The sequence below is a fragment of the Sphingomonas sp. Leaf20 genome, from assembly GCF_001421535.1.
Classification (GTDB): domain Bacteria; phylum Pseudomonadota; class Alphaproteobacteria; order Sphingomonadales; family Sphingomonadaceae; genus Sphingomonas.
The window spans coordinates 549,600-564,757 of record NZ_LMKN01000009.1 but is presented as its reverse complement, the minus strand read 5'-3'; the positions used below and the strand labels follow the sequence as shown (position 1 = coordinate 564,757).

Below are 15,158 nucleotides of genomic sequence, written 5' to 3'. Positions count from 1 at the left end.
ATACCGCTCGGTACTGAATAGGCCCTCATCGATGCGGGCCCGTCGGAATTGCAGGAGATGGCATGTCGATACTGATCAACGGCTCCCCGGTACCCCTGCCCGATGACCCCCGCGTCTCGTTGCTCGACCTGTTGCGCGAAGGGCTCCAGCTCGCGGGTACGAAGAAGGGCTGCAACCAGGGTGCGTGCGGTGCGTGTACCGTGCTGGTCGATGGCGAGCGGATCCTGTCCTGCCTCGCGCTCGCGGTGCAATATGACGGCCGGCAGGTGACGACGATCGAGGGGCTCGCCGAGGGCGACGCGCTCCACCCGCTGCAACAGGCGTTCGTTACGCACGACGGCTTCCAGTGTGGCTATTGCACGCCGGGGCAGATCTGCTCGGCGATCGGCATGGCAGCAGAGGCACGGCGCGGCGTGCCGAGCCATGTCAGCGCGGACCTCACCGCCGACGTCACGCTGACCCGCGAAGAGCTGCAGGAGCGGATGAGCGGCAATCTGTGTCGCTGTGGCGCGCATAACGGGATCATCGACGCGATCCGCGAAACCGTCGCGGCGGAGATGGCGGCATGACTCCCTTCACCTATGCCCGCGCGCAGGACCGGGACGAGGCGCTCCGTCTCGGGCAGGGTCGGACGACCGCCTATCTTGGCGGTGGCACCAATCTGGTCGATCTGATCCGCGAGACCGTCGCGACACCCGACACGCTTGTCGATGTTACCGGCCTGTCGAGCGCGATCGACGAAACCGACGGCGGCGGGCTTATCATCGGCGCCGCCGCGCGCAACACCGCGCTCGCCGAACACCGGATCGTCCGCGCCCGCTATCCGATGCTCGCCCGCGCGATCCTCGCCGGCGCATCGGCACAGATCCGCAACATGGCGACCGTCGGCGGCAATTTGCTCCAGCGGACGCGTTGCACCTATTTCTACGACACCGCCGGATCGCACTGCAACAAGCGCGTGCCGGGATCGGGATGCGACGCGATCGGCGGTTTCGACCGCGGGCACGCGATCCTCGGCGCATCCGCCGCCTGCGTGGCGACGCACCCGTCGGACATGTGCGTCGCGCTCGCCGCGCTCGATGCGATCGTGCATGTCGAGGGGGCGGGCGGCGCCCGGACGATTCCCCTCACCACGTTTCACCGGCTGCCGGGCGATCAGCCCGAGCAGGACACGCTGCTCGAACCCGGCGAGCTGATCACCGCGATCGAGTTGCCGCCGCTGTCGTTCGGACAGACGTCGACCTATCGCAAGGTTCGCGACCGCGCGAGCTACGCCTTTGCGCTCGTCTCGGTCGCGGCTGCCCTCGAGGTCGAGGACGGCCGTGTCACCGATGTCCGGATCGCGTTTGGCGGCGTCGCGCACAAGCCGTGGCGCGCGACGAAGGCGGAGGCGGCACTGCGCGGCGGCCCCGCCACCGCTGCCGCGTTCCGCGCCGCGGCGGTTGCCGAACTCGGCGATGCAAAAGCCTTGCGCGACAACGGCTTCAAGATCGAACTTGTCAATCGGACTCTGGTCGCAGTTCTCAGCGACCTTGCGCCGGTCGTCGACCATGGCGACCGTAACGGAGCAGCAGCATGAGCATCGTCGATACGATCAAGAACGCGGGCCAGGCCGCGGTTCAGGGCGCGATGGCCAAGCTGGTGCCGCTCGCCCCCGACAGCTGGATTCCCGGCGGCGTTCCCGATCCGCTGATCCGGCAGCAGCACGGCGTGATCGGCACGTCGGTGTCGCGGCTCGACGGGACGTTCAAGGTCCAGGGCACGGCACGGTTTGCGGCGGAATTCGCGATCCCCGGCATGACCTACGCCGCGCTCGCCTATTCGACGATCGCGCGCGGGCGGATCACCGCGATCGCGACGCAGGCGGCAGAGGCGGCGCCGGGCGTGGTGCTGGTAATGACGCACCTCAATGCGCCGAGGATGAATGCGCCGGCGGTATTTGGCTCATCACCGACCGCCGTCGGACCGTCGGACCTGCCGATCATGCAGGACGACCGCGTCCACTGGAACGGGCAGCCGATCGCGCTGGTGCTTGCCGAGACGCAGGAGCAGGCCGACCACGCGGTCTCGCTGCTCGTCACCACCTATGCCGAAGAGCTCTCGATCACGTCGTTCGCCGCGGCGAAGGCGGAGGGCCCGAAGCCCGGCCTGTTCATGGGCCAACCGCTCGTCAACGAGATCGGCGACGCGGACGCGATGCTCGAGGCGGCACCGCACCGCGTCGACCATGTCTATCGGACGCCCTGGCACAATCATAATGCGATCGAGCCGCACGCCGCCACGATCGTGTGGGAGGACGATCGGCTGATCCTTCACGACGCCAGCCAGATGGTCGCCGCGCAGGCGCAGACGATCGCTGACGTGTTCGACCTCAAGACCGATCAGGTCCGGCTGACCTCGCCCTATGTCGGTGGCGGGTTCGGCGGCAAGGGGCTGTGGGATCACCAGATCCTCGGCGCCGCGGCGGCACGGCTGGCGGGAAGGGCGGTCCGGATTACGCTGTCGCGCGAGGGCGTGTACCGGATCGTCGGCGGCCGGTCGCTCACCGAGCAGCGCGTGGCGATCGGTGCGGACGCGGACGGGCGGTTCAAGGCGCTGCTCCACACCGGCGTCGCGGCGATGACGCCGCACAACAACATGCCCGAACCCTTCATCCTCGGCACGCGCGCGGGCTATGCCGCGGACAGCATCAGGCTGTCGGTCGAGACGGTGAAGATGAACATGCTCGCCAACACCTTCATGCGCGCGCCGGGGGAATCGGTCGGCACCTTCGCGCTCGAATCGGCGATCGACGAGCTCGCGGTCGCACTCGACATGGATCCGATCGCGCTGCGGCTGCGCAACGAGCCCGACAAGGATCCGACATCGGGGCTGCCCTTCTCGTCGCGCCATATCATCGAGGCGTGGCGCACGGGCGCGGAGCGCTTCGGCTGGGCCGGGCGCAGCAACGTGCCGGGAACGCGGCGCGAGGGTGAATGGCTGGTCGGCATGGGCTGTGCGACGGGAACCTATCCCTATTACCGGATGCCGGGCGCGGTCGCGCGGATCACGCTGGGCGCCGATGGCCATGCGCTCGTCGAGGTTTCGGCGCACGAGATGGGGATGGGGACGTCGACGACGACCGCGATGGTCGCCGCCGACCGGCTCGGCCTCCCGCTCGATCATGTCTCGGTTGCCTATGGCGACACGCTGATCCCGGGCGCGATCATGGCGGGCGGGTCGCAGCAGACCGCGGCGATCGGTGCGGCGGTGATCGCCGCGCACAACGCGCTGGTCGCCGATCTCCTCAAGCTCGCGGGCAACGACTCGCCGCTGGCGGGGCTATCAGCGAAGGACGTCGGCAGCGAGGACGGCGGTCTTGCCAGCCTCGAGGATCCGACGCGGCGCGAAAGCTATGTCTCGATCCTCGCGCGTGCGCAGCGCGACGCGGTGATGGTGACCGAGGCGGGGTCGCCCCCGCTCGAACTGATGCACTGGTCGATGCATTCGCACAGCGCGATCTTCTGCGAGGTCCGCGTCAACGCGGTCACCGGCGAGACGCGCGTCGCCCGCGTCCTCGGGTCGTTCGACTGCGGTCGCATCCTCAATCCCAAGACCGCGCGCAGCCAGTTCCGCGGCGGAATCATCATGGGGCTCGGCATGGCGTTGATGGAGGAGACGCAGTTCGACGAGCGCAAGGGCCGCATCATGAACCCCAGCCTCGCCGAATATCACGTCCCCGTGCATCTCGACGTCCCCGAGATCGACGTGATCTGGACCGATATCCCCGATCCGCACACGCCGATGGGCGCGCACGGAATCGGCGAGATCGGCATCACCGGCGTCGCCGCCGCGGTCGCCAACGCGGTCTACAACGCCACCGGCAAGCGCGTCCGCGATCTGCCGCTGACGCTCGACAAGCTGCTCGACTGAGCGCTCCGTTCGCCGGTTGCGATCGTCCGATCGCAGCCGGCGGACGGTGTCAGCCGATCGCGCGGCGCGGCGGCAGCGTGACGCGCGCCGTGGCGATGGCGCCCAGCACCATCAGCGCGCCCGCCAGATACAGGATGTTGCGCGGCTCGCCGTTCAGCAGCGAGTGGTAGAAGAGCGGCACGGTCAGGCTCTCGATGATCATCGGGATGACGATGAACATGTTAAAGATTCCCATATAGACGCCGTTGCGCTCGGGCGGGATCATGTCGATCAGCATGATGTACGGATTGCCCATCATGCTCGCCCAGCCGATGCCGATGCCGAGCATCGCCACGAACAGCCCCGCCTCGTCGCGGATGCCGGGGATCGCGAGCATCGCTGCACCCGATGCGAGCAGGCACGCGGCATGCGCGCGCTTTGCCCCCCAGCGCCGCGCGAGCGGGACGAGCGCGATCGCCGCGACGAACGCCACCGCATTGTAGAACGCGCCGAGCTGTCCGACCGTCAGCACGGTGTCGCGGAACGCCACGCTCTTCGCGTCCGACGTCCCGTGCAACGAGCGTGCGACCGCGAAGGTGATGAACTGCCAATAGGCGAACATCGCATACCATTGGCACAGCATCGCCAGCGCCAGCTGCCGCATCGGCCGCGGCATCTCGACCAGCGCAGCACGCAGATCGCGCAGCGTGCCGCCGAGAGTCAGCGGTTCGGCCGCGAGCCGCGTCTTCTCCTCCGGCGGCAGGGGCAGCTCGGGGACTCGCACGACCGACCAGACGATCGTCGTCAGCGACAGGACCGCACCGATCAGGAACGCGATCCGCGTGATGTCGGGGATGCCGTTGCCATCGATCGCGTCCTTGTTGAACCCGATCCAGACGAGCAGCGACGGCGCGAGATAGGACAAGGTCTGCGCAAGCCCCGTGAACGCCGACTGCGTCAGGAAGCCCGCCGCGCGCTGGTCGTCGGGCAGGCGGTCGCCGACATAGGCGCGGTACGGCTCCATCGTCACGTTGTTGGCGGCATCGAGCACCCACAACAGGCTGGCCGCGACCCACAAGGTCGGGCTGTACGGCATCGCCAGCAGGCACAGGCTGCACAGCACCGCGCCGACGAGGAAATAGGGTGTGCGCCGGCCGATCCGGGTCGATGTCCGGTCGCTCATCGCGCCGATCAGCGGCTGAACCAGCAGCCCGGTCATCGGTCCCGCCAGCCACAGCAGCGGCAGGCTGGCTTCGTCCGCGCCCAGATAGCCGTAGATCGGCGCCATGTTCGCCTGTTGCAGCCCGAACGAGAATTGCAGCCCGAGGAAGCCGAGGTTCATCTCGATCAGCCGCGCCAGCGACAGCCGTGGCTTGGTCGGCAATCGTGATGCGGTCATCGCCGTGCCCTTTGTGCGAGTGCCAGCGCGCCGAGCAGGCCGGCACGGTCGTCGAGCCCCGGCGACGTGATCAGCGTGGCATAATCCGGCGTTCCGAAATAGCCATTGGCCAGCCGGGCGGCCTCGATACGGACGCGATCGATCAGGCCCGGCGTGCCGAGCACACCGCCGCCCAGCACGATCCGGCGCGGCGAGAGCACTGCCTGCTGCGCGACGACGAGCTGCGCGAGATAATGCGCGACGATGTCATGCGCGGGATGGTCCGCGTCGAGCTCCGACAGCGACGCCCCCCAGCGCGCCGCGATCGCCGGTCCGCTGGCAAGGCCTTCGAGACAGTCGCCGTGGAAGGGGCAGATGCCCGCGAAGTCGCGGTCGTCGGGATGACGGCGCGGCAGGATATGTCCCATTTCGGGGTGTCGGCTGCCGTGCACGGGGCGTTCCTCGACGAGCGCGCCGCCGCCGATCCCCGTGCCGACCGTCACGTACACCGCGATGTTCGCGCCGACGGCTGCACCCCAGAGGCTTTCCGCAAGGATCGCGCCGTTGACGTCGGTATCGAACCCGACCGGGCAGGCGAGCGCACGCGCAAACGGTCCGACCAGGTCCGTGCCGCTCCAGCCGGGCTTGGGCGTGTCGACGATCCGGCCCCAGCCGGGCGAGGTGCGATCGAGATCGACCGGGCCGAACGAGGCGATGCCGAGCGCGTCGAAATCGCCCCATTCGCCCTGCGCCGCGGTGAAGAAGTCGAGCGCGGCGGCGATCGTCTCCTGTGGACTGGTGGTGGCGATGCGCGCCGTGCGCAGGATCGTGTCGGGGTCGCGCGCGATGCCGAGCACGAACTTGGTACCCCCCGCCTCGATGCAGCCGAACAGCGGCCTGGCGGCGGTCACGCCGCGGGGCCCGCCCACAGCACGCTCCACGGACCGGTCATCGCATCGTCGCCGATCGCGCTGTCCGCGACCCGGTCGCGCCAGCCGGCGAGATCGCCCACCCGAACCGCGTTGGGGGAGAAATTCAGGAAGACGCGGTCGCTGCCGCACGCGATGCCGAGCAGCGCCGGTGTCTGCGTGGGGATTGTCGCGGGTGCGCCCGCGCCGCCGCTGGCGATCCGCGCAGCACGCAGCGCCCTGATATCCCCGGCGATCCGTCGTGCCGTCTTGCCGTCGAGCGCCGCCCAGTCCATCGCCGGACGGTGCAGCCAGCGCCCTTCGTGCGCCCGCTCGGGATCGTCGCGATAGTCGGTGTCGTTGAGCAGCCCGGCCTCGTCGCCCATATAGACCGTCGCCAGCCCGCCACTCGCGATCGACAACGCGTTGAGCAGCGTGATCCGACGAAACGCCATCTCGCGTTCGGGTTCAGTCTGTGCGGCTTCCAGACCCGCGAGCGAGGCCATCGTGCCGTTCGAGCCGTGCAGGACCGAGCCGTCCGACTGGAACGGTTCGCCGCGCGCCCAGCTGTCGTCCGCGCCATCGATGAACCGCGCCGCCGCCCTCAACCGCGCGACCGGATCGGCGTCGATCCCGGCCAGGTCGCCGATCACCGCGCCCCAGCCGATATCGTCGTGACAGCGCGCATAGCTCAGCCAGTTCGCACCGCGCGGCAGCCCGCCGCTTGCCGCGACGATCGCGGCGGGGAGTGCCGCCGATTGCTCGGCGAGCGCGACCCAGCCCGCCACCATCAGCGAGTTGTTGTAGACCAGGTGGCATTCGGGCTCGAACCCGCCATTCCAGTCATCGCCCTCGTCCGCCCCGAAATAGGGCGGGACGAGCGCGGTCGGCACGATCGCCTCCGCTTTCAGCAACGTCGCGGGCGCCACGATGGCGAGCGCGGCGCGCAGCGCGCGGACGATATAGTGCGCCTCGGGCCGGTTGCGGCAATCGGTGCCCATCTGCTTCCACAGGAATGCGATCGAATCGAGCCGGAATGCCTCGAAGCCGTGATTGGCAAGCCGCAGCATCGTGTCGACGATCGCGAGCATGACCTCGGGGTTCGCCCAGTTCAGGTCCCACTGGAACGGATAGAAGGTCGTCCACACCGATCCGCCCATCTCGGGCACGGCGGTGAAATTGCCCGGCGCGGTGGTCGGGAACACCTGCAGCAGATCGGCTTCATAGGCTTCGGCCTCGGCGGGATCGACGACGTGATAGAAGGCACGGTAGTGCGGATCGCCCGCGCGCGCCGCCTGCGCCCACGCATGGTCGTCGGCGGTGTGGTTGAGCGCGAGGTCGACGCACAGGCTGATACGCCCTTCGCGCAGCCGGGCGGCGAGCCGCTCGACATCGGCCATCGTCCCCAGCCGCGGCTCGACCGCCAGATAGTCCGCCACCGCGAACCCGCCGTCGCTGTCACCCGCGCGCGCCTTGAGCAGTGCGAGCAGGTGGAGATAGCGGACGCCGAGCGATTCGAGATGGTCGACCTTGTCGATCAGTCCGTCGACCGTCCCGGCGAACCGGTCGACATAGGTCGAATAGCCCAGCATGTCGGGGGCGACGAACCAGTCGGGATCGGCGAGCCGTGCCTCGTCGAGCGCGACCATCGCGGCCGGTCGCTCGGCTGCCCGCTCGCGCAGGATCGCTTCGAGCCGGGGCCAGAGCGCCAGCCCGGTGCTGCCATAGAGGCGTTCGAGCTGGCGTCGGAGGCGGGGGCCGAGTGCCAGCACGCGGCACTCGGTGCGGGAGGGGAGGTGCACGCCGGGCCGCCTGGTCAGAAGCCGAAGCGGACGGCGGCGGAGATCGTCCGACCCGTGATCGACCGCGCGCGGACGATGCCGTTGGTCGGGATCGCCCCCTCCTCGGACTCGGTGATCCCGGTCACGTCGAACAGGTTGTTGCCGTTCAGCGAGACCGTGACATTGTCCGCCGGACGGACCGAGACGAACGCGTTGACCTGCGTATAGCCCGGCATCTTGAGGACGTTGTTGTCCTGCGCATAGCTGTCGGTGGTGCCGATCACGTTCGCGCCGATCGTCACGCGGTCGAAGTCAACCTGTGGCGTCGCCTGATAAATGAACTTCGCCTGGCGCCGCGGGCGGTTGCCCTCGACCCCGGGGTTGAGCACGTCGCGCGTGATCTCGGCATCGGTATAGGTGCCGCCTGCCGAGATTGAAAACGGCCCGCGTGCGATCCGGCCCTCGAGCTCGACACCCTTGGCGTCATATTCGCGGTTGAAGAAACGCTGCGTCGTCGCCTCAAAATTCTGTTCCTCGGTGCGTGCCCAGAAGCCGGTGGCGTAGAGCGAGACGCCGCCCTGGCGGAACTTGAACCCGCCCTCGAGCTGGCGGACGAAATCGACCGCTGCGCCCTGGTCGGTCAGCCCGCCCGTCGCGGTATTGATCGAGGGGCCGAACAACAGGCGATCGGCATTGGCGCGCCCGCCGCGGCTGTAGCGACCGAACACCGCGGTGCTGTCGGTGAGGCGGAAGTTCACGCCGCCCGAATAGGACAGGTAATCATAGTTGTAATCGAGCGGCGAGCGGGCATTGGGGATCACCGCGACCTGACGCTCGGGCGCCGAGATCACGCCGTCGCCGTTGATGTCGACCGTCGTGATGCCGCTGCCGAACGAGGCGCCGAGGTCGGACCCGGCGACACTGCCGCGCGCGCGGCCGAAATCGTAGCGCAGCGAACCGTCGATGTTGAAGCGGCCGAGCTCGAGCCCGAGCTGCGCGAACGGCGCGTAGGTCGTGTAGTCGAGATCATAGGAGCGGCGGCAGCAATTGCCGAAGAAGCTCGCCGAATAGCCGGGGACGCCGTTCTGCGTCACGGGCACGCCCGCCGCGGTGCGGACGTCGACGAGTTCCGAGCGGCCCTTGTCCGCGACGGTCTGGACGGACGATGTCCAGAGCCAGTCGCTCTTGATGTCCTGACGCGAGGCATAGAAGCCGCCGGTGACCGCGAGCGACCCGCCGGCGAACGGCAGCGAGCCGTTGAGGCGGATGTCGTTGGTGATGTTGTTGAGGCTCTTCAGGTCGACGTCGAACAGCACGATGTTGGCGAGCAGGCCGTTGCCGTTGAGCGAGGCGGGGTTGGCGATGCGCTGACCCGCCTGTGCGCCGCTGGCGTAGAAGAGCTGTGCGCCCGCGCCGCCGATACCGTTGGCGATCGACTGCGCCGAATCGACGCTGGCCGGGAAGGGCGAGGTGAAGCCGCCCGAAATGTCGGCGTAGCGGAAGCGCTCGACGATGTTCCAGTCGTCCGCGAGCGGGATCTGCGTCTCGATACCCGCCGAATAGACGACCGGATGCTGGCCGTCGCGGATCGAGCGCGTGGTCAGCCGGTTGTTGCCATCGAGCGTCTGCGCGGTACGGATGTTGGCGCTGTGCAGCGTACCGTTGTTGATCGAGAAATTGGCGATGCTGCTGTAATCGGGGTCGCTGTTGCTGCCCGTGACGCGGACCGGGTTGGGCAGATAGCCGATCGCGCGGTCGTCGAGATACTTGCCGTAGAGCCGGACATAGCCGCCATTACCGAACGACTTGGTGATGTTCGCCTTGATCTGGCCACCCTTGACGCCGTCGAAGCCGACTTCGCGCTGGCCGTCGCCGATCCGGTAGAAGCCGCCGAGATGATAGGTGACGCTATCCGAGAGCTTGCCGCCCTGGTCGAAGTCGACGCGGAATTCGCGGTAGTCGAGCCCGCTCGACAGCTGGAACGCACCGCCTTCCTGCTCGCCGGTCTTCGAGATGAAGTTGATCACGCCGCCCGGCGAGTTGGACGCGAACGTCGAGGCGGAGCCGCCGCGGACCGACTCGACCGTGCGGACGTTGAAATCGGCGCGCAGGAAGATGTCGGCATTGCCGAAGGTGATGTCGCCGAATTCGAGGATCGGGAGACCGTCTTCCTGCAGCTGGAGGAACTTCGAGCCGCCCGACGCGACCGGCAGGCCGCGGACCGAGATGTTCGCGTTGCCGTCGCCGCCCGATGCCTCGACGCGGATGCCCGGCAGGTTGCGCAGCAGCTCGCCCGACGTGCGCGGCGCGAGCTGGATCAGTGCGTCGGACCCGATCGAACTGGTCGTGATCGAAGTGTTGAGGCGGTTGGTGCCTCGCGCGACCGCGGTGACGACGATGTCCTCCTGGCCGTCGATCGTCGGGGGGGCGGCGGCGGTGTCGGCCTGCGCCGTGCTCGCCTGCGACTCGGCGGCCGCGGGTGCCATCGTCTGGGCAGCGGCCATCGTCGTGAACGACGTAGCGGCGATACCGGCCAGCAGAATGTGACGTGATTTCATTGCGATCCTCCCCGTGCGTGGCCTTCTCTGAAGCCCGGAGCCGCCGAATAGCGCCGTCACAATCGATTGCAACCGCTTTCGCAATCGATTGTGAAAAACTACCGCCCGTGTGGCTCCGTCGCCGTCAGGCCGATTGTCGGATGATCAGTTCCGGGACGACGATCGCCGATCCGTCCGCGTCCGACCGGCCGGGCTCGCCCTCGATCCGCTTCATCAGGCGATCGACCATCAGCGCCGCGCCTTCGGCCAGATCCTGCCGCACCGTCGTCAGCGGCGGCGAGGTATGCGCGGCGAGCGTCACGTCGTCGTAACCGATCACCGCGGTCGTCCCCGGGACGTCGATTCCCGCCTCGGCAAGCGCGCGCAGCACGCTCATTGCCGCGACGTCCGATGCCGCGAACACCGCGTCCGGCGGCGGCGCTTCGGACAGCCGATCCGCCATCGCGACATGCACCGACTCGGGCGTCATCGCGGTCGCCAGCACGTCGCAGGTCAGTCCCGCATCCGCGGCGACCTCGGTAAATCCGGCGAGCCGGTCGGCGAATTCGGGGGGCAGCGGATCGCCGACGAACAGCAACCGCGTCCGGCCCTGGCCGATCAGGTGACGCGCCGCCATCCGCCCGCCTTCGACATTGTCCGACCCGATCGTCAGATGCGCCTGCCCTGTGCGGTTCGCGCCCCAGACGACGAGCGGGCGATAGCGTTGCGACACCCGCTCGATCACCGCGAACTGGTCCGACTGGCCGACCAGTAACAGCCCGTCGATCCGTCCGCTGTCGACAAGCCGGTCGAGCCAGTCCTCGCCGTCCGGGATCACGCGCGACAACAGGATATCATAGCCGCGCTCGACCAGCAGATCGGCGAGCAGCCCGAGCAACGTCAGGAAGAACGGGTCGGTCAGATGCTGCGTCCGTGCATGGCCCAGCGGCAGGACGAGACCGATCGCGCCGGTGCTTTTCAGCCGCAGATTGCGCGCAAGCTGGTTTGGCCGCACGTCATGTTCGCGCGCCAGTGCCTTGATGCGGTCGCGGGTCTGCGCGTTGACCGACGAATGCCCCGACAGTGCGCGCGATACGGTCGCGGTCGACACGCCGGCGAGTGTGGCCAGATCGGCGAGTTTCATTGCGATGGCATTTCCTAGGTTTAACCCTCGACGTCGCGTGTCGTACGCGCAGCGACCGCCGCTCGCAATCTCCCGGTTCGTCCGACCATTGCGGCTGCCGCGTCGTCGACCAATTCTTACGCCTAATCTGCAAGATAGCGATACCACACGCGACCTCGTCTAATTTCCCTCAACAATTGATTTGACAATTTGCTTTAGCAATCGGCAAATGACGTCAACAAGACGCCGCGCTGTGACGATCCGTACAACGGACACACCACCCGCATGGGTGGGCAGCGCGATTTCATAGGGGCGCGTGGGCGGACTTCGGTTCTCTCACCGGGAGGAGGAAGTCTGATGATTACTGGCAAGCTCGTAGTTTCGAACGTGGGGCATTCGAGGTTTGCCGGGTGCCGTCGCACGATGGCGATGCTGCTGGCGGGCGCGAGCCTGACCGCGTCGCTCGTCTCGGCCGCGCAGGCGCAAGAGGCGCCCCCGCTGGCTGGTGCGCCGACCCAGACGCCAACGCAGACCACGCCGCCGGGCCCGGCGTCGACCGCGACCGCCGAATCGGGCCAGGTCACCGCGGCCCCAGCTGATGCTACCGGGCAGAACGCCGTCGCGCAGGACCCCGCCGGCGAGGACATCGTCGTCACCGGCTATCGTCGCTCGATCGAGCAGAGCCTGACGCAGAAGCGCGAGGCCAATGCGTTCGTCGACGTCATCACTGCCGAGGACATCGGCAAGTTTCCCGACAAGAACGTCGCCGACGCGCTGCAGCGCGTCCCGGGCGTCGTCATCACGCGCGACGGCGGCGAGGGCAGCCGGGTCAGCATCCGCGGGCTCCAGTCCGACCTGACGCTGACGCTGCTCAACGGCAACTTCCTTGCCGGTGCCGACAGCGGCGATCCGCAGCGGTCGTTCAACTATGTCCTGCTGCCGTCGAATTTCATCGCCAGCACCGAAGTCTACAAGTCGCCCGAGGCGCGGCTCGAGGAAGGTGGCGTCGGCGGCACGATCATCCTCAACACGCGCAAGCCGTTCGACGTCCCCGCCTGGTCGGGGTTCGTCTCGACCGAGGGCACTTATTCGGACACGACCGAGAAGTTCGAGCCGCAGCTTGGCGGACAGCTGTCGTGGAAGAATGACGACGAGACGTTCGGCCTGCTGGTCGGCGGCGTGTGGCAGAAGCGCACGAACCGCGAACTGCGCAGCAGCTCGGAGAGCTGGCTCTGGTGGAGCGACCGCGACGCGCAGGGCAACGTGCTGACCCCCGCGACCGACGTCAACGGCAAGCCGTTCGCGAACGACGATGCGATCTCCTACTGGCCGGGGCAGGGCACCACCGCGCGCGACGGCACGCATTATTCGGGCTATTGGGCGCCGCAGTCGGTCAATGCCGAGGTGTTCGACCAGGAACGCGAGCGTTACGGCATCCAGGCGACCGCGCAGTTCCGTCCGTTCGACAACGTCACGGTCACGTCGAACTATTTCCGCTTCGGCTACAGCAGCGACTTTACCTCGAACGTCCTGAAGATCCCCGAATGGGGCTATAACGACTTCTTCACCGGGGCGACGCTCGACAAGAGCGGCACGATCTTCCAGTCGGCGAACTTCGCGGTTCCGGCGGCGGGGACGGGGTGCCTTGCACGCGCGACGCCGTGCACGATGGAAACGCCGCAGATTGCAGGCACCTACAGCCGCGAAAAGCAGGTCTCGAACACCTTCGAGACCGAGGTCAAGTACAGCCAGGACCGGTTCGACGCGGTGCTGAAACTCGGCAAGACCAAGTCGAGCGGGGGCCCTTCGACGCGGTTCAGCGTCGCCGCCAAGCCGCGCCTGACGATTCCGGGTCGCGAGCAGAACGGCAACCTCGTCAGCAACTGGGATATCTCGAACGGTATCGCCGACTTCGAATTCTCGCCCGAAATCCAGCAGAACATCCGCAACGGCATCGCCCAGATCGACGTCGGCTCGACCGGGTCGAGCTTCGTCAACAGCGACGTGGGACAGCGGTATCTTCAGCTCGACCTGACGCGCCGCTTCGACGGGTTCCTGAAGTCGGTGCAGATCGGCGGCAAATGGCGCGACCTGAGCATCCACCGCGAGACCGGACGCAACGAATGGTACGCCGATGCGGCCAACGAGATCCGCTATCAGGATACCGCGGCCGGTGCCGTCGCGCGGCCCGAATTCTTCTACGAAAACCCGATCGGCAACATCAGTGGCGGGTTTAACGCCAACGTCGTTCCCGGGATCAATTTCGACAAATATCTGAGCTATTTGAACGCCACCTACGGCAACGCGGTCCGCGTCGACGAGAAGGACTTCGTGTATGATCTGGGCGAGCGCGTGTTCGCGGGGTATGCGCAGGCGAACTTCGGTACCGGCGGTCTGCGCGGCAATATCGGTCTGCGCATGGCCAATACGCGTCAGTCGGGCAACACGTCCGACCGGCTCCAGTATCTGAACGACTATTGCGTCAACGGGCCGAACGGGTCGTTCGATCCGAACCGGCCGCTGGGCGCGGACGGCAATTGCCAGGTCCTGCCGCTGAGCGTCCGCGAGACGATCATCAATACGCGCACTGATCAGACCAAGACCTACACGGACTGGCTGCCGAGCTTCAACATCTCGTACGAAATCACCTCCGACCTGCTCGTCCGCGGCGCGGTCGCCAAGGTGATCTCGCGGCCGTCGTTCGCCAATCTCGGATCGGAACGGTCGCTGACCTATCGCTCGCCCGAATATGCGTTCGACCGCGGCCAGTTCGGCGAATTCGAAGGCTGGTCGGGCAGCGGCGGCAATGCCGAACTCAACCCGTTCTCGGCCTGGCAGTACGACGCCGGCATCGAATGGTATTTCCACCGCGGCTCGGTGCTGGGCGCGACCGCGTTCCGCAAGGACGTGTCGGACTTCGTCGTGCCGCTCGTGCTCAACGTCACGCGCGACGTCGCGGGCGAGCAGGTGCTGATCCAGCCCTATTCGACCGTCGCGAACGGCTCGAACGCGCGCTCGCAGGGTGTCGAGCTCTACGCACAGCACACGCTGTCGTTCGGCCTGGGTGCGCAGGTCAATTTCACCTACAACGACACGTCGGTCGCCGACGTGACGCTCGACGGCCAGACGGTCGGCTCGTCCGCGCTCGTCGGCAGCGCCAAGACGCAGATGAACGCCTCCCTGTTCTACGAGCATGGCAAGGTGCTGGTCCGCGCATCGTACAACCGTCGCGGCGAGGTTGTCGGCGGGCTCCAGTCGGGGCTGAACGTCTATACCGACCCCTATGAACAGGTCGATCTCAACGCCGCCTATGCGCTGACCGACCGGCTCAACATCACCGCCTCGATCATCAACCTGACCAAGTCGGAAGAGAGCCGCCATCTCGGCAACGATACCAAGGATCGCTTCACCTATCGGAACTACTTCGGGCGCCGCGCCTATGTCGGCGTGTCGTTCAACTTCTGATGGCGGGTTTCACGACGTTCTCTCCCCTGGTGGCTCCCTCGCGGAGCCACCTTTTTTTCAATAGAATTCTCGCCC

9 protein-coding genes are annotated in these 15,158 nt (G+C 67.3%); 4 read left to right on the top strand and 5 right to left on the bottom strand.

The window, feature by feature from the left end; all coding sequences use genetic code 11:
- Positions 1-62 precede the first annotated feature (62 nt).
- The 3 genes from ASE72_RS15950 to ASE72_RS15940 are packed head-to-tail and all read left to right on the top strand — an operon-like array spanning position 63 to position 3,912.
- Positions 63-569: a 2Fe-2S iron-sulfur cluster-binding protein gene (locus ASE72_RS15950; RefSeq protein ID WP_056023528.1), complete on the top strand. Its 507-nt coding sequence runs from the start codon at positions 63-65 to the stop codon at positions 567-569.
- Positions 566-1,579, top strand: coding sequence for an FAD binding domain-containing protein (locus ASE72_RS15945; RefSeq protein WP_056023525.1), 1,014 nt, complete (start codon positions 566-568; stop codon positions 1,577-1,579). Before ASE72_RS15950 ends, ASE72_RS15945 begins: the two co-directional genes overlap by 4 nt.
- Positions 1,576-3,912, top strand: a complete 2,337-nt coding sequence (locus ASE72_RS15940; protein ID WP_056023523.1) for a xanthine dehydrogenase family protein molybdopterin-binding subunit — start codon at positions 1,576-1,578, stop codon at positions 3,910-3,912. Before ASE72_RS15945 ends, ASE72_RS15940 begins: the two co-directional genes overlap by 4 nt.
- Positions 3,913-3,961: 49 nt before the next feature.
- On the opposite strand, the gene ASE72_RS15935 is transcribed toward ASE72_RS15940, so the two are convergent.
- From ASE72_RS15935 to ASE72_RS15915, 5 genes are all read right to left on the bottom strand, one after another.
- Positions 3,962-5,290 (bottom strand): MFS transporter, encoded by a 1,329-nt coding sequence (locus tag ASE72_RS15935; RefSeq protein WP_056023521.1) that lies wholly within the window; start codon positions 5,288-5,290, stop codon positions 3,962-3,964.
- Positions 5,287-6,198: an ROK family protein gene (locus ASE72_RS15930; RefSeq protein WP_235532395.1), complete on the bottom strand. Its 912-nt coding sequence runs from the start codon at positions 6,196-6,198 to the stop codon at positions 5,287-5,289. Before ASE72_RS15930 ends, ASE72_RS15935 begins: the two co-directional genes overlap by 4 nt.
- Complete coding sequence (locus ASE72_RS15925; protein WP_156350543.1) at positions 6,177-7,979, bottom strand: alpha-amylase family glycosyl hydrolase; 1,803 nt, start codon at positions 7,977-7,979, stop codon at positions 6,177-6,179. Before ASE72_RS15925 ends, ASE72_RS15930 begins: the two co-directional genes overlap by 22 nt.
- 14 nt (positions 7,980-7,993) lie before the next feature.
- Positions 7,994-10,516, bottom strand: coding sequence for a TonB-dependent receptor domain-containing protein (locus ASE72_RS15920; RefSeq protein WP_056023516.1), 2,523 nt, complete (start codon positions 10,514-10,516; stop codon positions 7,994-7,996).
- 124 nt (positions 10,517-10,640) lie between these two features.
- Positions 10,641-11,639 (bottom strand): LacI family DNA-binding transcriptional regulator, encoded by a 999-nt coding sequence (locus ASE72_RS15915; protein WP_056023513.1) that lies wholly within the window; start codon positions 11,637-11,639, stop codon positions 10,641-10,643.
- A gap of 336 nt (positions 11,640-11,975) precedes the next feature.
- Between ASE72_RS15915 and ASE72_RS15910 the strand changes: the two genes are divergently transcribed.
- Positions 11,976-15,083, top strand: coding sequence for a TonB-dependent receptor (locus tag ASE72_RS15910; protein WP_056023510.1), 3,108 nt, complete (start codon positions 11,976-11,978; stop codon positions 15,081-15,083).
- Positions 15,084-15,158: the final 75 nt, after the last annotated feature.

Excerpts from the sequence above, each read along its gene's own strand:
- ASE72_RS15950 (WP_056023528.1), top strand. The coding sequence starts at position 63 with ATGTCGATACTGATCAACGGCTCCCCGGTACCCCTGCCCGATGACCCC.
- ASE72_RS15945 (WP_056023525.1), top strand. The coding sequence starts at position 566 with ATGACTCCCTTCACCTATGCCCGCGCGCAGGACCGGGACGAGGCGCTC.
- ASE72_RS15940 (WP_056023523.1), top strand. The coding sequence starts at position 1,576 with ATGAGCATCGTCGATACGATCAAGAACGCGGGCCAGGCCGCGGTTCAG.
- ASE72_RS15935 (WP_056023521.1), bottom strand. The coding sequence starts at position 5,290 with ATGACCGCATCACGATTGCCGACCAAGCCACGGCTGTCGCTGGCGCGG.
- ASE72_RS15920 (WP_056023516.1), bottom strand. The coding sequence starts at position 10,516 with ATGAAATCACGTCACATTCTGCTGGCCGGTATCGCCGCTACGTCGTTC.
- ASE72_RS15915 (WP_056023513.1), bottom strand. The coding sequence starts at position 11,639 with ATGAAACTCGCCGATCTGGCCACACTCGCCGGCGTGTCGACCGCGACC.
- ASE72_RS15910 (WP_056023510.1), top strand. The coding sequence starts at position 11,976 with ATGATTACTGGCAAGCTCGTAGTTTCGAACGTGGGGCATTCGAGGTTT.